Source organism: Microbacterium sp. NPDC055903, from assembly GCF_053615555.1.
The window spans coordinates 762,346-778,484 of record NZ_JBSHCA010000001.1 but is presented as its reverse complement, the minus strand read 5'-3'; the positions used below and the strand labels follow the sequence as shown (position 1 = coordinate 778,484).

At 67.2% G+C, this 16,139-nt stretch carries 18 protein-coding genes and 3 tRNA genes; 6 read left to right on the top strand and 15 right to left on the bottom strand.

Annotation, left to right across the window (positions count from 1 at the left end; genetic code table 11):
• The first annotated feature begins 105 nt into the window (after positions 1-105).
• On the top strand, positions 106-1,224 hold the full coding sequence (locus ACWGJP_RS03575) for a fatty acid desaturase family protein (protein ID WP_452329487.1): 1,119 nt from the start codon (positions 106-108) through the stop codon (positions 1,222-1,224).
• A 6-nt stretch (positions 1,225-1,230) separates the two neighbouring features.
• Here the strand turns inward: ACWGJP_RS03575 and ACWGJP_RS03570 are convergent, their stop codons facing one another.
• The 5 genes from ACWGJP_RS03570 to ACWGJP_RS03550 all read right to left on the bottom strand — a co-directional run bounded on the left by ACWGJP_RS03570 (position 1,231) and on the right by ACWGJP_RS03550 (position 5,309).
• A complete protein-coding gene (locus ACWGJP_RS03570) occupies positions 1,231-1,854 on the bottom strand; it encodes a response regulator (RefSeq protein WP_452328373.1) in 624 nt (207 codons plus the stop codon).
• Positions 1,851-3,029 (bottom strand): sensor histidine kinase, encoded by a 1,179-nt coding sequence (locus ACWGJP_RS03565; RefSeq protein ID WP_452328372.1) that lies wholly within the window; start codon positions 3,027-3,029, stop codon positions 1,851-1,853. Before ACWGJP_RS03565 ends, ACWGJP_RS03570 begins: the two co-directional genes overlap by 4 nt.
• Positions 3,030-3,060: 31 nt before the next feature.
• Positions 3,061-3,894, bottom strand: coding sequence for an ABC transporter permease (locus tag ACWGJP_RS03560; RefSeq protein ID WP_452328371.1), 834 nt, complete (start codon positions 3,892-3,894; stop codon positions 3,061-3,063).
• Entirely contained in the window at positions 3,891-4,772 is an 882-nt protein-coding gene (locus tag ACWGJP_RS03555; protein WP_452328370.1) for an ABC transporter ATP-binding protein, read from the bottom strand. Before ACWGJP_RS03555 ends, ACWGJP_RS03560 begins: the two co-directional genes overlap by 4 nt.
• Positions 4,773-4,850: 78 nt before the next feature.
• Complete coding sequence (locus ACWGJP_RS03550; RefSeq protein ID WP_452328369.1) at positions 4,851-5,309, bottom strand: hypothetical protein; 459 nt, start codon at positions 5,307-5,309, stop codon at positions 4,851-4,853.
• Between the two features lie 76 nt (positions 5,310-5,385).
• Here ACWGJP_RS03550 and ACWGJP_RS03545 point away from each other — a divergent pair, with 76 nt between their 5' ends.
• A complete protein-coding gene (locus ACWGJP_RS03545; protein ID WP_452328368.1) occupies positions 5,386-6,774 on the top strand; it encodes an amidase in 1,389 nt (462 codons plus the stop codon).
• Positions 6,775-6,853: 79 nt separating this feature from the next.
• Here ACWGJP_RS03545 and ACWGJP_RS03540 read toward each other — a convergent pair whose 3' ends face one another.
• Both ACWGJP_RS03540 and ACWGJP_RS03535 read right to left on the bottom strand, forming a co-directional pair.
• Positions 6,854-7,642, bottom strand: coding sequence for a glucose 1-dehydrogenase (locus ACWGJP_RS03540; RefSeq protein ID WP_452328367.1), 789 nt, complete (start codon positions 7,640-7,642; stop codon positions 6,854-6,856).
• Positions 7,643-7,814: 172 nt separating this feature from the next.
• On the bottom strand, positions 7,815-8,108 hold the full coding sequence (locus ACWGJP_RS03535) for a hypothetical protein (protein ID WP_452328366.1): 294 nt from the start codon (positions 8,106-8,108) through the stop codon (positions 7,815-7,817).
• Positions 8,109-8,263: 155 nt separating this feature from the next.
• Between ACWGJP_RS03535 and ACWGJP_RS03530 the strand changes: the two genes are divergently transcribed.
• Positions 8,264-8,617 (top strand): DUF898 family protein, encoded by a 354-nt coding sequence (locus tag ACWGJP_RS03530; RefSeq protein WP_452328365.1) that lies wholly within the window; start codon positions 8,264-8,266, stop codon positions 8,615-8,617.
• 62 nt (positions 8,618-8,679) lie between these two features.
• Here the strand turns inward: ACWGJP_RS03530 and deoC are convergent, their stop codons facing one another.
• The gene (gene deoC / locus ACWGJP_RS03525; RefSeq protein WP_452328364.1) at positions 8,680-9,348 is read right to left on the bottom strand and encodes a deoxyribose-phosphate aldolase; all 669 of its coding nucleotides are present in this window, start codon (positions 9,346-9,348) and stop codon (positions 8,680-8,682) included.
• A 184-nt stretch (positions 9,349-9,532) separates the two neighbouring features.
• Between deoC and ACWGJP_RS03520 the strand changes: the two genes are divergently transcribed.
• A complete protein-coding gene (locus ACWGJP_RS03520; RefSeq protein ID WP_452328363.1) occupies positions 9,533-9,682 on the top strand; it encodes a hypothetical protein in 150 nt (49 codons plus the stop codon).
• 5 nt (positions 9,683-9,687) lie between these two features.
• Here ACWGJP_RS03520 and ACWGJP_RS03515 read toward each other — a convergent pair whose 3' ends face one another.
• The 3 genes from ACWGJP_RS03515 to ACWGJP_RS03505 form a co-directional block, all read right to left on the bottom strand.
• Positions 9,688-10,593, bottom strand: a complete 906-nt coding sequence (locus ACWGJP_RS03515) for a hypothetical protein (RefSeq protein WP_452328362.1) — start codon at positions 10,591-10,593, stop codon at positions 9,688-9,690.
• A gap of 112 nt (positions 10,594-10,705) precedes the next feature.
• The gene (locus tag ACWGJP_RS03510) at positions 10,706-11,608 is read right to left on the bottom strand and encodes a hypothetical protein (protein WP_452328361.1); all 903 of its coding nucleotides are present in this window, start codon (positions 11,606-11,608) and stop codon (positions 10,706-10,708) included.
• A gap of 412 nt (positions 11,609-12,020) precedes the next feature.
• Positions 12,021-12,242 carry a hypothetical protein gene (locus tag ACWGJP_RS03505; protein WP_452328360.1) on the bottom strand — a complete coding sequence of 74 codons (222 nt, stop codon included), beginning with the start codon at positions 12,240-12,242 and terminating at the stop codon, positions 12,021-12,023.
• Positions 12,243-12,402: 160 nt separating this feature from the next.
• Between ACWGJP_RS03505 and ACWGJP_RS03500 the strand changes: the two genes are divergently transcribed.
• Positions 12,403-12,810: a (deoxy)nucleoside triphosphate pyrophosphohydrolase gene (locus ACWGJP_RS03500; RefSeq protein ID WP_452328359.1), complete on the top strand. Its 408-nt coding sequence runs from the start codon at positions 12,403-12,405 to the stop codon at positions 12,808-12,810.
• On the opposite strand, the gene ACWGJP_RS03495 is transcribed toward ACWGJP_RS03500, so the two are convergent.
• The 4 genes from ACWGJP_RS03495 to ACWGJP_RS03480 all read right to left on the bottom strand — a co-directional run bounded on the left by ACWGJP_RS03495 (position 12,782) and on the right by ACWGJP_RS03480 (position 14,507).
• On the bottom strand, positions 12,782-13,762 hold the full coding sequence (locus ACWGJP_RS03495; protein WP_452328358.1) for a hypothetical protein: 981 nt from the start codon (positions 13,760-13,762) through the stop codon (positions 12,782-12,784). The two genes, ACWGJP_RS03500 and ACWGJP_RS03495, sit on opposite strands and share 29 nt — an antisense overlap.
• 424 nt (positions 13,763-14,186) lie before the next feature.
• A tRNA-Phe gene (locus ACWGJP_RS03490) sits at positions 14,187-14,259 on the bottom strand.
• 72 nt (positions 14,260-14,331) lie between these two features.
• Positions 14,332-14,405 (bottom strand) — tRNA-Asp (locus ACWGJP_RS03485).
• Between the two features lie 29 nt (positions 14,406-14,434).
• Positions 14,435-14,507: transfer RNA gene (locus ACWGJP_RS03480), tRNA-Glu, on the bottom strand.
• Between the two features lie 234 nt (positions 14,508-14,741).
• Between ACWGJP_RS03480 and ACWGJP_RS03475 the strand changes: the two genes are divergently transcribed.
• Positions 14,742-16,133, top strand: coding sequence for a M23 family metallopeptidase (locus tag ACWGJP_RS03475; RefSeq protein WP_452328357.1), 1,392 nt, complete (start codon positions 14,742-14,744; stop codon positions 16,131-16,133).
• Positions 16,134-16,139 lie beyond the last annotated feature (6 nt).

The window sequence follows — 16,139 nt, the reverse complement described above, 5'->3', positions numbered from 1 at the left end:
ATGAACGTATGCCCATCCGTGCATATCGGGCGGGCTACCCTGAGGTAGGCGATCGGCAGCTGCCCTTGGCTTTCATAGCTCAAGGGCTCCGATCGACAGGAGAGCATCATCTCCATCCCGCAGGTCGACACGACCTCCGCCACTCTCGGACCGGTACGCCAGACCTACGCGGGCAATGCCGAGTTCCCGCCCATGGCACGGGCATACCGAGACGTCCAGCAGGTCGTCAAAGAGACCGGGCTCCTGCAGCGCACCCCGATCTTCTACTCCCTGGTCGCCGCAGCGCTCCTCGTCGGCTTCGGCGGATGCGTGACCGGATTCATCCTGCTCGGCGACAGCTGGTTCCAGCTGCTCATCGCGGCCGCCCTCGGCATCCTCTTCACACAGGTCGCGTTCCTCGCACATGAGGCCGCGCATCGCCAGATCCTGAGCTCAGGGCCGGCGAACTTCCGCCTCGCCCGCATTCTGGCGGGGATCGTCGGCATGAGCTACGCCTGGTGGGACTCCAAGCACACCCGCCATCACGGCAATCCCAACCAGGTGGGCAAAGATCCGGACATCGAGGTCGACACGATCTCGTTCCTGGAAGCGGATGCTGCGAAATCCCGCGGCCTCATCCGCCTGATCACCCGCAGACAGGGCTGGCTGTTCTTCCCGCTGCTGACCCTCGAGGGTCTCAACCTGCACTACATCGGGCTGAAGCACCTCCTGACGCGCAAAGGCGTGAAGGGACGATGGATCGAGCTCGGCCTCATCACGCTGCGCTTCGCGATGATCCTGATGCCCGTCTTCCTGCTGCTTCCGCTGGGCATGGCCTTCGCCTTCATGGGCGTGCAGCTGGCGGTCTTCGGCGTCTACATGGGCGCCTCGTTCGCGCCGAACCACAAGGGGATGGCGATCATCGCGCCCGACGCCAAGCTCGACTTCTTCTCCAAGCAGGTGCGCACCTCCCGCAACATCACGGGCGGCTGGTGGGCCACCTGGCTGATGGGCGGCCTCAACCACCAGGTCGAGCATCACCTCTTCCCGAACATGTCCCGGCTGCACCTCTCCAAGGCCCGCGAGATCGTGCGGGACTACTGCGCGGCGAACGACGTGCCGTATGTCGAGACGAGCCTCGGCCGCTCGTACGCGATCGTCATCGACTACCTCAACCGCGTCGGGCTCGCAGCCCGCGACCCCTTCGACTGCCCGGCTGCCGCGCAGTTCCGCCGCGCTGGGTGACCGTTCTCAGAGGATCCCGAGCTCCAGCGCGAGCGTGACCGCTCTCGTCCGATCCGAGACGCCGAGCTTCTCGAAGACGTGCAGCAGGTGGGTCTTCACCGTCGCTTCTCCGATGAAGAGCTCCCTGGCGATCTCGGGGTTGCTCCGTCCCGCGGCGACGAGGCGCAGAACCTCGGTCTCGCGCGGGCTGAGCTGAGGGCGCTCGACGGCATCCTCGCGCATCCGTGCGACGAGGGTCGCGGCGATCGACGGTGCGAGGACCGTCCTGCCGACCGCCACGGCGCGGATGCCGGCGATGATCTCCTCGTGCGGGGCCGCCTTGAGCAGATAGCCGCTCGCTCCCGCCTCGATGGCTCCGAGGATGTCGTCGTCGGACTCGTAGGTCGTGAGGACGAGGACCCGCACATCCGGGTGCGCGGAGGTGATCCTGGCCGTCGCCTCTGCGCCGCTCAGCCCCGGCATCCGCAGATCCATCAGGACCACGTCCGGATGCAGGCTCGAGGCCATCCGCACTGCCTCCGCTCCGTCCGCAGCCTGCCCGACGACGTCCAGCCCTTCGTCGAGGGCGAGCAGGCCCACGATGCCCGAGCGGACGATCGGGTGGTCGTCGGCGACGAGGATGCGGATCATGCGTCGGCCTCCGCGGTCTCGAGCGGGATGCGGACGGTCACCACGGTGCCTCGCGGCGCGTCGTCGCTCGCATCGAGTGTTCCTCCCACGAGGGCGACGCGGTCGCGCATTCCCGCCAGGCCGAAGCCGCGGCTCTCGTCGGCGCCGTCGGGTCCGAGCCCTCGTCCATCGTCGCGGACGGTGAGCGCGGCTTCCACGCCGACCGTCAGCGTCACAGCCGCCGAGCGTGCTTCGGCGTGCTTTCGCACATTGGCGAGGCCCTCCTGCGCGCATCGGAGCAGAACCACCTGGATATCGCGGGGCACGCCCGTCTCCGCGGCATCCACGCTGACGCGCACACCCGTCTCGCGCTCGAACCGCGTGCCGAGCCTGCGCAACGCCTCCGCCAGCGAGCCGGAGGGATCGGTCGCGGGCGATTCGACGACGACGAGCGCCCTCGCCTCGCGGAGGGCCTCCCTGGCGGCGTCCTCGATGAGGCCGATGGTCTGCGGCGATGGCTCGTGCCTGGCGCGTTCGGCGAGCATCACGATGCTGGTGAGCCCCTGGGCGATGGTGTCGTGGACGTCGCGGGCGAGTCTCGCGCGTTCGGCCGTCGCGCCGGCCTCCCGACTCGCCGATTCGAGGTCAGCCTGAGCGGACGTGAGCTCGGCGAGGAGCCGCTGGCGTTCGGATCCCCATTCGGCGATGCGCGTGATCCATAGACCGAGCGCGATGGAGAAGGCGGCGGACAGGCCGCTGGTGAGGAACCCCGCCATCACGGTCGTCGGCGCGAAGCCGCCCCATGCCGAGTACGCGAGACCGAGCACGACGGCGTTGATCACCGTCACCGTCAGCGACTGGCGTGTGGAGCGCGAGGTCATCCAGATCAGCGGGAGGACGATCGTCTGCAGCAGCAGCATGTTCGGCTCGATCATGGTGCCCACCGCCAGCAGCACGATGAGCGCGGCCTGGATGAGGTAGGAGCGTCGCACGGAGGGCACAGCGTCCTCATGGATGCTGACGAAGGGCCGCGCCCCCAGGACGTACACGAGCACCAGCGCGACGGCGTTGCAGACGAGCATCCAGGACGACCACGGGAACCGCTCCGGCAGCGTGAACGCGATGACCGTGATGACGATCAGCAGCGCGCCGGTGGCGAGGTCCCAGCCCAGATGCTCTTTGCCGCCGCGGTTCATGGGCTCCACTCTCTCATCCGCACCGCGGACGTCACCGATCCCTGCGGATCCAGCGGAACGTCACCAGGCTCAGGATCAGTCCGATGACGAGCCACGCGACGAGGACGAGGGCGGTCATCCCGGTGTCCCAGCTGCCGCTGACCTCGGCCGCCTGGAAGGACTCCGGCAGGAACACCGAGCGCATTCCCCTGGCGATCCAGGCGACGGGCAGCACCCCTGCAGCGTTCTGCAGCCACTCCGGGAGCATCGAGAAGGCGATGTACACACCGGAGACGAACTGGATGAGCAGCACGACGGGGATGACGACGGCGGCAGCGGACTTCCCGCTGCGGGGCACCGCCGACAGCGCGATGCCGAGCAGGGTGCATGTGATGAGGCCGAGCACGAACACCCAGGCGAAGCGCCACCACGCATCCGCATCCGCGGGCAGCTCGACACGGTAGACGAGGACGGCGACGGCGATGAGCAGCGCGATCTGCAGCACGGCCGTGACGAAGACCTCGCCGATCTTCCCGATGAAGTAGGTGATCGGCGAGATCGGGGTGCCACCGAGCCGCTTGAGGGTCCCGTCGCTCTTCTCCGTGGCGATCTCCAGCGCGGGTCCCTGGACGCCGGAGAGCAGGATGCCGCCGGCGATGAGGCCGGGCAGATAGTACGTCGCCATGCTGATCGTGTCCTCGCCTCCGCCGATGTCGCCCGTGAAGATCGTGGCGAACAGGAGGTACATCATCGTCGGGAAGAGGAAGGTGAAGAAGACCTGATCCCCGGCGCGGAAGTACTGCCGAAGCTCGAAGCCGATGCGGCGGAGCCCCAGCCGCACCGTACGAGCGGGCCCGAAGCGGCCGGGGGCGGTGGTGGTCGTCATGACAGCTCCTTCACGAGGGTCTCGTCGGCGGGGTCCTCTTCCGATGCGCGGATCAGGCCGAGGTAGATGTCCTCCAGGGTCGGACGCAGCACCTCGAGGCCGGTCGGCTCCCCGCCAGAGCGGACGAGCTCTGCGACGAGCGAGCCCGGTGCGGTGGTGCGTTCCTCACGGGTCTCCCCTCCGGCGCTCCACCGGACCAGCGGAGTGCGGGCCTCGGTGCCGCCGATCTCGTCGATCGGACCGATGGCGGCGATGCGTCCACCGGTGATCACGGCCGCCCGATCGCCGAGCTGCGCGGCCTCGTCGAGGTAGTGGGTGGTGAGCAGGATGCTCGTGCCGTCGGCCTTCAGGGAGCGGATGAGATCCCAGAACTGGCGGCGGGCCTCGGGGTCGAATCCGGTCGTCGGCTCGTCGAGGAACAGCAGCTCAGGGCGGCCGATGATGCCGAGCGCCACATCGAGACGGCGCTGCTGACCGCCCGAGAGCCGACCGGCCCTCGTCTTCTGCTTCTCGGTCAGCCCTACGGCGGCGATGATCTCGTCGACGTCGCGGGGGTTCGGGTAGTAGCCGGCGAACTCGGTGAGCAGCTCACGGACGGTGAAGCTCCCGGTCTCGCCGGTGGACTGGAGCACGATCCCCAGGCGGGCCTTCCAGTCCAGGCCGCCGTGCTGCGGATCGACGCCGAGCACGTGCACGTCGCCCGAGGTGCGATGCCGGTATCCCTCCAGGATCTCGATCGTCGTGGATTTGCCTGCCCCGTTCGGTCCGAGCAGGGCGAAGGTCTCACCCCGGTGGATGTCGAAACTGATGCCGTCCACGGCGGTGAAGGCCCCGTACGACTTGCGAAGGTCTCGGACCTCGATCACGTTGTCGGTCATGCGTCCAGCGTGCCCGTCGCGGAGGGAGCGCGTAAGCGGTGAGGTGGCGGATCATCGCATCCACCGGTCGGTGGATGCTCAGTCGTAGATGTCGTCCGGCCAGGACTCCGGGATGGAACCACCGGGGCCCGCGGGTACGACGCCCTGCCAGGGCGTGATCGCCTGCCAGGTCGATGTCTCGTCATCGTCGCGGAGGAAGAGGATCATGCCCTCTTCGCCCTGTCTGTCCGCCATCGTGTCGCCTCTGTCCCCGCAGCGGCGGGGGAGGGATGTGACGACGATCTCCTCGTCGCCGTTGCCGTCGACCCATTCATCGACCTGAATCATCCACGTCGTCGCCGTCATGCCGAGGTAGGTGGTCGTGCCTGTCTGCTGCACGATGGTGCCGAGAACGACGGCATCCGCGTCCTCGGCAGCATCGGCGGGAGTCTCGAAGTACACCCAGTCGATGCAGGAGTCGCTCATGACCCCGCAGCCGGTGAGAGACCCCGTGATGAGCGCACACGCGGCGAGCGCGGCGGGAAGTCGGATCCTCATAGGCAGATCCTCACAGACAGGATGCGCGGGGCGGCGAGATCGCCGTCGGATCGTGACTCGCCCGTAGGCTCGGAGGATGGCCGAGCTGCATGACCTCACCGCGACGGAACAGCTGGCGGCGCTGCGAGTGGGGGAGCTCTCGCCGCGAGAACTCGTGACGCACTACCTCGACCGCATCGCCCGTCTGGACGGCGAGCTGGGTGCCTTCGTCGAGGTGACCGCGGACGCCGCTCTCGAGCGGGCGACGACCCTCGGTGGCAGCGCGCCGGCTGGCGCGCTGTGGGGGCTGCCGTTCGGTGACAAGGACCTTGTGCCGAGGGCAGGGGTGCCGACGAGGTTCGGCTCGCTTCTTCATCGCGACGCCGTGGCCGACACGACCGGCGATCAGGCGGCCGTGCTCGACGAGGCGGGCGGGGTGAGCCTCGGCAAGACGAACACGCCGGAGTTCGGGATGACCGGGTACACCGAGTCGCAGGTCGCGCCACCCGCGCGCGATCCGTGGAATCCGGCGAACGGAGCAGGCGGCTCCAGCGGAGGGGCGGCGACGGCGGTTGCTGCGGGGCTGCTGCCTGTGGCTCCGGCATCCGACGCCGGCGGGTCGATCCGCATCCCCGCCGCCACCGTCGGACTGGTAGGGATCAAGCCGTCGCGGGGGAGGGTGCCGTTCGCCTCTGGGCTGGACGGCCCCGGAGGTCTCGCGGTCGCCGGTCCGATCGCGAGAACGGTGGCGGATGCCGCACTGCTGCTGGACGTGCAGATCTCCGGACGCCCGTACGGCTATGCCACGGCCGCCCCGGATGCGGTCCCGTTCACCGGCGCCGCGCGCGTCGGGGTCACGACCGTCTCGCCCTGGGACGACGACACCGACATCCGCCTCGACGCGGAGGCGGCGCGTGCCGTCGAGGTCGCGGGTGCGCTGTTGTCGGATGCCGGGCACGGCGTCGACGCCTTCGCGTGGCGACCGCGCGGATATGCAGAGATGTTCACGACGCTCTGGCGCACCAGCGCCGCACGGATGGCGCTGTCTGATGACGAGCTGGAGCTCGTCGAGCCCATCACGGCATGGCTCGCTCGGGAAGGGCGACGCCTGTCGGGACGCGAGGTGCTGGACGGGCTCGCGGCGGCGACCGTCTTCGAGAAGCAGACGATCACGGCTTTCGCTCCCTTCGACGCCGTGCTCACCCCTGCGCTCGCCCTCCCGGCGCGTCCGGTGGGCTGGTTCGACCGCACCGACGCGGCCCGCAACTTCGATCAGCAGGTGCGGTACGCGCCCTACTCGAGTTTCGTCAACGTCGCGGGGCTCCCGGCGATCGTCGTTCCGGTGACGGTGGATGCCGTCGGGCATCCGGTCTGCGTGCAGCTCATCGGGCGTCCGGGAGGCGAGGCGTCGATCATCGCGCTCGCCGCAGAGCTGGAGACGCGCGCTGGTCTGCTCGCGGTGCGCCCTGCGGTGTGGTCGGCCTGATCCCGCGCGTGCCGGGAGGGCAGGCAGATGTCGACCATCCACCTGCGCTCCCGGGGTGCCGCCACAGGCGGCGACGGGGTCAGTACGCCGCGGACTGCCCGCCGTCGATCGGCACGACGGCGGCGTTGACGTAGGACGAGTCGTCGGAGAGCAGGAACGCCACGACCGCGGCGATCTCGTGCGCCTCACCGTAACGCTTGGTGGGGTTGGCCTGGATGAACTGCTCGGCGGCCTTGCGCGGGTTCTCCGGGTCGATCTGCTTCATCGAGTTCTCGACCATCGGGGTCCAGATCGCGCCCGGGGCGATCGCGTTCAGGCGGATGCCGAACTTGCCGTACTCGATGGCCGAGTTGCGGGTGAGGCCGACGACGCCGTGCTTGGCGGCGGCGTATCCGGACTGGTTGCCGACACCGCGGATGCCGCCGACGCTCGCGGTGTTCACGATCGATCCGCTGCCCTGCTTGTGCATGACGGCGAGGACCTTCTCGAGGCCGAGGAAGACGCCCCGGAGGTTGATGGCGACGACCTTGTCGAACTCGGCCGCGGTGAAGTCCTCGGTCAGGTTCTGCTTGCCTTCGATGCCGGCGTTGTTGAAGAAGCCGTCGATGCGGCCGAACTCGGCGACGGCGGCGTCGACGTAGGCCTGCACCTGCGTCTCATCGGAGACATCGGCGACGGTCGTGATCACGCGGGCGTCTGGGGTGGTCTCGCGCACGGCGGCGACGGTGTCCGCGAGCCCCTGCTCCGAGACGTCGACAAGGGCGAGGTTGGCGCCTTCGCCCGCCAGGCGCACTGCGGTGGCGCGGCCGAGGCCGGATCCTCCGCCGGTGATGATGATGGTCTTGTCGCTGAATCGTGCGTCCGTCATGAGAGCCTCCTGGGCTTGCTGTTCGGCGTCCGGGGCCTCATCCGTTGGCGAGGTGCCGGGCGGGTCGGCGTGTGCGGCCACCATCCACGCTACGCCTGTTTCCATACATGAGCATGGAAGTTCGCGGAGGGAGAAGTCTGCTGCTCGCCCGGGGGCTTCTGGCACCGTTCGGTCAGTCGGTTGGCGTCAGCCGGAACTGCCCGCGGAGGAACGGCAGAGCCGGCGCACGGTAGTTCAGCGTCCCCTCGGCGTCCGGGGCGAGCGTGATCTCCGCCTGACCGAAGCGCCAGATGCGATTGAAGAGGAAGACTTCCAGGCGCACCGATTCGTCCGCCGGCACCTGCCAGGTGCCGCGACCCCACTGCGTCGGCTGGCCGCGGCCGGCGATCACGAGGGTGGGTCGGATGCCGGCATAGAGCGCGAACCAGGGCTTGTGCAGGGTCAGCTCGACGCGGCGGGTGCTCATGGCATCCACCGTATCCCGGTGGTGAGGCGGGCTCGCGCCGAGGGAAGGTCGCCGATCCGCTAATGTCAGCGGAGGGAGCGCCTTGCGGATCGCGAGCGCTCCCTTCTCTTGCTCTCCGCGGCTGACGTCCGCGGCATCCGGAAGGACACGATGCAATGACCGATGCGCCTGCGATTCAGACACCGGGGCGTCTGCCTCACCTGCAGTGGGGCTTCGATGGCGGGGCGGCCACGTGGGTCGGCATCCAGATCGGCGGGTTCCTCATCACCGTCGTCACGCTGGGCATCTGCTATCCCTGGGCGGTCGTGATGACCTACCGGTGGAAGGCGAAGCACACGTTCATCAACGGTCAGCGTCTGCGGTTCACCGGGACCGCTCCGAGGCTCTTCGGCATGTGGATCAAGTGGCTGCTGCTGTGCATCGTGACCATCGGGATCTACAGCTTCTGGGTGTACCCGCGGCTCACGAAGTGGATCACCGAGCACCAGGAGCTCGATCCGATCGGCTGACGTAGGACGGACATGACGATGCCCCCGGAGGAACGACCTCCGGGGGCATCGTGCGCTCTGCGTCAGTATCCCGTGGATGCGGCGCCCGCGAGGAGGGCGCGCGTTCCCGAGACGCCGAGTCGGGTGGCTCCGGCGGCGATCATGGCCTCGGCATCCGCGAGCGTGCGGACTCCGCCGGATGCCTTGATCTGGGCCTTGCCGTCGACGGTCTTGGCCATCAGCTCGACGGCGCGCGTGGTGGCGCCGCCAGCGGGGTGGAACCCTGTGGAAGTCTTCACGAAGTCCGCGCCAGCACGGACGGCGGCGCGGGATGCGGCGATGACACCGGCCTCGTCGAGAGCCGCGGATTCGATGATGACCTTGAGGACGCTGGGGGCCGGTGCGGCGCGGCGGACCGCGGCGATATCTGCCTCGAGGGCGGCTTCGTCGTGCTCGATGGCGGCGGCGATGTCGATCACCATGTCGATCTCGTCCGCACCCTTGGTGACGGCGAGGGCGGCCTCGGCGGCCTTGACCTCGGACGCGTGCTTGCCGCTGGGGAAGCCGCACACGACGGCGACCTTGAGGTCGGAGTCGGCGGGGAGGTCGAGGGGCAGCATGTTGGGCGAGACGCACACGGCGTACGCCCCGAGCTCGATCGCCTCGTCGACGAGGGCGGCGACATCGGCGCGGGTGGCTGTGGCGCTGAGCAGCGTGTGATCGATCATGGCGGAGACGTCGCTGGGGGTCATGGTTTCTCGTCCTTCTCGGGTGCCCTGGATGCGTGCGGGCGCTCGTGTGTCTGGCTTCATGGCGCGCAGTCGAACCGTCCACTTCTGGACGGTTCGACTTGCGGGGTTCGGTGTCAACGGGGGTGAGATCTGCGTGCGCGGAGCGCACACTCGAATCTCGACAACCCCTACACAAGGAGCAACCATGTCAGACCCACAGGGATTCCCCGAAGAGGAGCGCCGGGTAGAGGCCGAGGGCTTCGACCCGGACTTTCCGACGACCGACCCGGAGCCGGATGACGAGGACGTCGAGGACGACGGCGACGACGAGATCGAGGTGGAGGATCTGCCGTGAGGTGGTCAGGGAGCGCCGACCGGCACCGTCTGCTCGATCTGGGAGGAGAGCGCTCGTGACGCCTCGAAGCGTGTTTCGTCATCGGGCTGCCCGAGCACGACCACGATGACGCGAAGGGTCGCGCCGTCCGCGGCGATGATGTCGCGCGCGGAGAGCAGGTTGTAGTTGCCGTCCACGGTGCCGGTCTTGATCCCGAGCGATCCGGGCTCGGCGAGCAGTTCGTTGGTGTTCTCGACCCGTCCTGCGCCCGGGAGGACGACGGAGCGTTTCGCGACGATCTCCGCGACGACAGGGTCGGCCAGCGCGAGGCGGCCGAGGTCTACGAGGGCGGCGGGCGTTGCGGTGTTCCGCGGATCGATGCCCGTGGGCTCGACCATGGTGATCCCGGTCAGGCCCTGCCGGGCGAGGAAGGAGGCTACGGCGTCGGCGAAGGCGTCGTCATCACCCCAGATGCGCTCGACGAGGATATCCGCGTAGTTGCACGCCGACCCGATGAGGATGCCTTCGAGCAGCTGATACTGCGAGAGGTCGCCGCCGACGGGGACCTCGAGCGCGGACTCTCCTCTCTGCACCGATTCGAGGTACGCGCGTTCATGCGTCTCGGTCATTCGGTACCGCTCGCCTTCCTCGCCGACGCTCAGGGGGCGCTCCTCAAGGATCATCAGGCTTGTGACGACCTTCGAGATGCTTGCCATGGGGTAGGCGCGGTCCGAGCTGGCGGAGGCCGGCCCGCCGTTGACGGCGATCGCTGCTGCTCCGGTCGCAGGCCAGGCATAGCCACCCGGCTCGGGGGCGTCGCCGCGCGCTTGGCCGATCCCGGCATTCCACGCGACGGTCCCCGTGATGAGCGCGCCGACGACCGCGAGAGCGATGAGCGGGCGCGAGCTGCGTGTTCGAGCGTGAGCGTGCATACCCCTCAGTGTGCGAAGCCGCGCCTATTGTCAGCGTATGCGCGGTCTTGCGGCACGCATCCCCATCGGTCGCCGTCGCGTCCGGCGGGGCCGTTGAACGGTGTGCCTGGTGCTACTCCACGCCGCCGCAGTACGTGGCGAGCTTCTCCTCACCCGCGAGCAGCGTGCCGTCCCACGCCGCGAAGAGCTCCTCAGCGGTGGCGACGTACTCGGCCCATTCCTCTTCGGACATCTGCGCCGACTCCTCGGCGGTCGGCGCGATGAAGAACTGCTCCTCGTAGAAGGTCTCATAGGCGCCGTACATGACGACCAGTTCGTCGAGGACTTCGGGGACGGTGACCTGGACCAGTGCGTCCTTGAGCTGACCCAGGGCGTCGGCACCGAGCGCGATGCCTTCATCGATGTCCTGCTTGGCGGTCTTGTCTGCGGCCGAGTTGAAGACCAGGCCGCCATCGACCCAGTCCTCGTTGACGATCGTGCAGGCTTGCGCTCCGGTCTGCCCGTCCTGCACAGGGCCGCAGAGGTCGTACCGCGCCACATCGGCGTCGAGCAGCTCTCGGTCGTAGGCGGCCGTCGTCTCCCCGAGAACCACCAGCGTGTTCGTCGGGTCGTTCAGGTCGACGACGAAGCCCTTCGGAAGGGTGATCAGCACCGGCCACACCTCTTCGACGTACTTCTCGTGGACCTGGATCGTCGTATCGAGCACGGCCCGCACATCGGCATCCGTGGTGCGGTCGGCGACGTCCTGGAGCTCGGTGATCATCTCCCGATGGTCGAGCTGCATCTGCGTGAAGTCGTTGCGGCCGCTCTCGCTACCGACGCGGAGGTCTCGCCAGGGGTCGAGCGCCCAGCCCCATTCCGCCGCGACGATATCGCACGAGGCATCCCGCGTGTCTGCCGCCTGCTCGGCGGGTGCGCTGCTGGTCTCGCTCGGCCCGAGCGGGAGCGCGGCGCATCCGACGGCGCTCGCGCCTGCAACAACGCAGAGCAGCGCGATGGTCGCTGTCCGGATCATCGTTCTCGGTATGAACGTCGTGTGTGGCAGCCGCCCCAGATCGTCACGATCCATGAATCCCCCCGGTTCCTCGTGATGCGTCCGAGCCTATCGGAGCGGTGACGGGGTGGAGGGAGGGCAGTTCTGCCCAGTGATGTGGGGCCGATCGAGCGCCGAATCGTAGAGCGGAAAGTATGGGAGCTGGACTGGGGATAGCCCGGTCAGCGGCCCTCGACGCTCAGGGTGGCTCGACCAGTTGACACTCAGGCTCCTGACCGCGAGCTTGTAAGCGAAGACACAGTCACCACACCGGGGTTGGGTCTTGGGTACGTGAACTCGATGTGCAGCGAGCCGGCTCGTCGGGCGACGAGCGTGACGCGTATCTGCGAGCCGCGCGTGTCCGTCAGGGCGGGTTCGAAGATCGGCGTGCCGATCAGCTTCGTAGCGCCGCGACCAAGACATCTTGATTTTCTTCAGCGATGCTCATGCACGGTGCGCGCGCGAGGAGGGTGATGTCTTCAGACAGGTGCAGATCGGGCAAGAGTGTGTGAGCGATCGCTGCGCCGCCGAAGAAGGTCAAGCGCTCATCGGTGATCGTGCACTCGATGAAGCTGTCGGTCGCCGAGGTTGCGGAGGTAGCAATCCCCGAATTCAACGCGGCATGATCAACAACAGCTGACCCCGCACGGTGTCGAGAAACTCCACCACTCAGCGGGGCGCAACCGGCATTGTCGCTCCGACTTCCCTGATGGGCATCCGGAGACTTGAGGAGTACTCGACGGTGTCGCTTGACTCCGCTGGTCTACCGTCGTCTTATGGACAATGTTCTGCAGGTCGCAGCTGCTGCCATCCTCAAGGACGGCCATGTGCTTGCTTGTCGGCGTCGTGCAGGAAAAGCTGCGGGCGGGAAGTGGGAGTTCCCCGGCGGCAAGATCGAAGCCGGGGAGACTGCCGAAGAAGCGGTGCGCCGTGAGATTTCAGAAGAACTCGGTATCGAGATTCGAGTACTCGGTGAGGTGGCGACAAGCGACACTCTGGTCGGAGAGAGGACGATCAGGCTGATCTGCCTTCATGCCGAGCTCGTGGGTGAGCCGTCCGAATCGAGTACTGATCACGATCGGATGGTGTGGACCGCGCTTCAGGATCTGGGTGATCTTGATTGGGCCGCACCGGACTTGCCGGCGGTTGACCTACTTATGACTGGTCGATTGTGGGCGCAGTGACACGGAAGTCATTGCCGCCTCGGGTAACAACGGTTATGCCGAGGTTAGACATGAGCTCTCGCAGGTCCTGTTCGGGGAGACCGGGGAGCAGGACTACTGGGATGGCGTGCAAGCCAGACTTCGCGGCAACGTGCACGTAGTCGAGAACTTGGCCGATTGCGGTTCTGACGTGTCCACGAGCAGTGGAGCGTTTGGCCTCGACGATCCAGTTGCGCTCAGGGACGAACAGATCAGGCTCAATCAGAGTACTTCCGACCCGCAGCGGCAGGCGCTTCGGTTCCGTGCCCGTCGAAGTAAGCCACGCACCGAAGTCTGCTTGTAGCTCGAACTCGATTCGGGAGACAACTCGTTCCCCCTGTGCGTGTTCGGATTCCGTGATCACCACGTCGCTGAACTCCGGAGGAGTCCAAGTGCGGGGCGTCGCGGCGTAGTTGATCAGACCGTTCGCTGGCTCGAGTTCACCGCCGTACGCGGGGAGGAGCTCAACCCGTGCATCGATGGGGATCAAGTTGAAAATGATGCCGTCGCGAGGATTGCCGTCTGCGTCGGGAATTGTCTCGATCGCATATGTCGGAGTGCCCGTCGTGAACGAGCCTACGTAAGTTGCTGAGACCCCCTTCGTGCGGAGCAGGCGAATGATCTTGCCATCCGTTGCGGCATCACGGAGCGCTTTGTTTCCGCGAACGAAGATCTGAGGACCGTACTGTCCTTCGCCCGTGTATGAGTAGGAGCCATCCTCGCGGAGCCCCTCGAACTGGTCATAGCCAAACTTCGCGCCAGCTTCTGGATCCGTGAAGATGAAGATCTCCGGGATGCTTCGTGGCGTTGATATCCCGCCCTGCTGCTGGCCGCCGTAGGTTTCATGGATGGCTCGTCGACGGACAACATCCCCGGGTTCAAGCACCCACGCATCCAGGGGATCTGTGGCGGTCCTGTTGAAGTGGGCGCGCACCTGGTCAGCCTGATCCTCATCAAGTTGCCACCGTGACTGATCGTCCGGCAAGGATCCGTAGAGCTGCCGGAGGGCATCACGAATTCGCTTCTGGGGGACCCGTAGTTCGAGGGACAACTGGGCCGGCGTCAGGGGAGGCACACTCGTACGCTATAGGTCGGCGTACCTTTCGAACGCATAGGGCCGAACGGCCTGGCGCCGTCGGTGTCGAGCCCTGACCGGACCTAGACTGGCCCAAATTCCTCTGACGGGCCCGCTCTGGCCTGCCTCGCTCGCTCGACGATGGGTGGAGTGGCGTCCCTTCGACAAGCTCAGGGACCTGAACAGCGAGTCCCAAAACCCCGCCCTCACCAGGGCAAAGCAAAACCCCCGCCATGTAGAAGCTAGGCGAGGGTTTCTGGACTGATTGTAATGATCAGCCTTGTGGCTCCGACGGGCGTCGATCCCGTGACCTCACGATTTTCAGTCGTGCGCTCTACCAACTGAGCTACAGAGCCTCACGGCACATCTTGCAACTGCCGCGTCTTATACGACAGGCCCTCTTCGAGAAAAGGGCCTGTCGCTCAGAGCGACCCTGACGGGACTTGAACCCGCGACCTCCGCCGTGACAGGGCGGCACGCTAACCAACTGCGCTACAGGGCCATACTTGTTTTCAATTGTATCGGAAGGCGTGACCCCAACGGGATTCGAACCCGTGCTACCGCCGTGAAAGGGCGGCGTCCTAGGCCGCTAAACGATGGGGCCGAAGTCTGCCCCTTGCGGGACGTCCTTGCCGACGCTCAAGCATAAGGGACGATTCGGGCAAAACGCGAATCGAGCGCGCGTCCTCTTCCACATCGGGCGTGTCGGGAGGACGATGGATGCTGTGATCGGTGCGCTCCGCGCCCTAGGGAGAGGGCGCGGATGCCGTGAGAACTCTGTTGCGGATGTGAAAGTAGTTGTTAGTGTGGCATCTGTGAAACCGGCGGAAGGGGCCGTGTGAACCAGGAACAACTCGCGAAGGATGCTGCTGTCGCGGCATCCGAGGACTGCGGCTGCGCGCCCAGTCCTGCGGAGCAGCGCGCCCTCTGGAACCGCGGAGGCATGACCCGTCGCACGGCGCTCGGCGTCGGTGTGCTCAGCGCGGTCGCCCTCAGCGCCTTCGGCATCTCCTCGGGCGTCGGCGCCGCATACGCCGCCACGTACCCGAGCTGGGACGACGTGCAGAAGGCCAAGCAGAGCGAGGCGGCCAAGTCCGCCGAGATCACCCGCATCGAAGGCCTCATCGCCTCCCTCACCCAGAAGGTCGCCGAGACCGAGGCTGCGGAGATCGCGGCATCCAACGAGTTCTACGAGGCGCAGCAGGCCTACTTCGAGGCCGCCGCCGAAGCAGACGACCTCCAGGCGCAGGCCGACGAGCAGGCGGCCATCGCCGACGAATCGGCCAAGAAGGCCGCGCAGGTCGCCGCACAGCTCTACCGCAACGGCGGCGACGACACCGCCCTGCAGCTCTTCTTCTCCGGCTCCGCCGCCGATGCCGATCAGCTCCTCTCCAAGCTCGGCACGATGGACAAGCTGCTGGAGTACAACCAGACCGTCTACGACGACGCCGTCGCGGCTCGTGACGCCGCTCAGCTGCTCACCGATCAGGCCGTCGTCGCCCGCGAGGAGCGCGACCGCCTGCAGCAGGTCGCCGAAGACAAGATGATCGCCGCCCAGGAAGCGGCGGACGCCGCGCAGGCAGCCCTCGACGAGCAGTCGGCCAACCTCGACACCCTGCAGTCGCAGCTCGCCGCTCTGAAGGACAGCACGGCCAAGACGGTCGCCGCCTATCAGGCCGGCGTCGCGGAGCGCGCCCGCATCGAGGCGGAGCGCAAGCGCAAGGAAGCCGAAGAGGCTGCCAAGAACAACAACTCCGGTGGCGGTGGGGGCGGCGGAAGCAGCGGTGGCGGAGGAGGCGGCGGCAACGTCGGGTCTTCCGGCTGGGCGCGCCCGCATGGCGGACGGATCTCGTCCAGCTACGGGCCTCGACCGGTGAAGTGCTCCAACGGCAAATGCTCCTCGGGCTACCACCGCGGGCTCGACTTCGCCAACGGCTGCGGTGCGGGCATCTACGCGGCTTCCAGTGGCGTCGTCCAGTACTCCGGCTACAACGGCGGCTACGGCTACTACATCAAGATCCAGCACTCCGGCGGCGTCGCCACCGGATACGCGCACATCCGCAAGGGCGGGCTGCTCGTCCGCAGCGGCCAGCGTGTCAGCGCCGGTCAGCTCATCGCCTATGCGGGCAACACCGGCAACTCGCTCGGCTGCCACCTGCACTTCGAGGTCTACCGGGGCGGCACCGTCAACCCCGCGCCCTTCCTCCGGGACCGCGGCGTCAACGTCTGACATCCG

What these genes read in the sequence shown, in the direction of transcription:
- ACWGJP_RS03570 (WP_452328373.1), bottom strand. Translation starts at nt 1,854, where the DNA reads ATGATCCGCATCCTCGTCGCCGACGACCACCCGATCGTCCGCTCGGGC.
- ACWGJP_RS03565 (WP_452328372.1), bottom strand. Translation starts at nt 3,029, where the DNA reads ATGAACCGCGGCGGCAAAGAGCATCTGGGCTGGGACCTCGCCACCGGC.
- ACWGJP_RS03560 (WP_452328371.1), bottom strand. Translation starts at nt 3,894, where the DNA reads ATGACGACCACCACCGCCCCCGGCCGCTTCGGGCCCGCTCGTACGGTG.
- ACWGJP_RS03555 (WP_452328370.1), bottom strand. Translation starts at nt 4,772, where the DNA reads ATGACCGACAACGTGATCGAGGTCCGAGACCTTCGCAAGTCGTACGGG.
- ACWGJP_RS03550 (WP_452328369.1), bottom strand. Translation starts at nt 5,309, where the DNA reads ATGAGGATCCGACTTCCCGCCGCGCTCGCCGCGTGTGCGCTCATCACG.
- ACWGJP_RS03545 (WP_452328368.1), top strand. Translation starts at nt 5,386, where the DNA reads ATGGCCGAGCTGCATGACCTCACCGCGACGGAACAGCTGGCGGCGCTG.
- ACWGJP_RS03540 (WP_452328367.1), bottom strand. Translation starts at nt 7,642, where the DNA reads ATGACGGACGCACGATTCAGCGACAAGACCATCATCATCACCGGCGGA.
- ACWGJP_RS03535 (WP_452328366.1), bottom strand. Translation starts at nt 8,108, where the DNA reads ATGAGCACCCGCCGCGTCGAGCTGACCCTGCACAAGCCCTGGTTCGCG.
- ACWGJP_RS03530 (WP_452328365.1), top strand. Translation starts at nt 8,264, where the DNA reads ATGACCGATGCGCCTGCGATTCAGACACCGGGGCGTCTGCCTCACCTG.
- deoC (WP_452328364.1), bottom strand. Translation starts at nt 9,348, where the DNA reads ATGACCCCCAGCGACGTCTCCGCCATGATCGATCACACGCTGCTCAGC.
- ACWGJP_RS03520 (WP_452328363.1), top strand. Translation starts at nt 9,533, where the DNA reads ATGTCAGACCCACAGGGATTCCCCGAAGAGGAGCGCCGGGTAGAGGCC.
- ACWGJP_RS03515 (WP_452328362.1), bottom strand. Translation starts at nt 10,593, where the DNA reads ATGCACGCTCACGCTCGAACACGCAGCTCGCGCCCGCTCATCGCTCTC.
- ACWGJP_RS03510 (WP_452328361.1), bottom strand. Translation starts at nt 11,608, where the DNA reads ATGATCCGGACAGCGACCATCGCGCTGCTCTGCGTTGTTGCAGGCGCG.
- ACWGJP_RS03500 (WP_452328359.1), top strand. Translation starts at nt 12,403, where the DNA reads ATGGACAATGTTCTGCAGGTCGCAGCTGCTGCCATCCTCAAGGACGGC.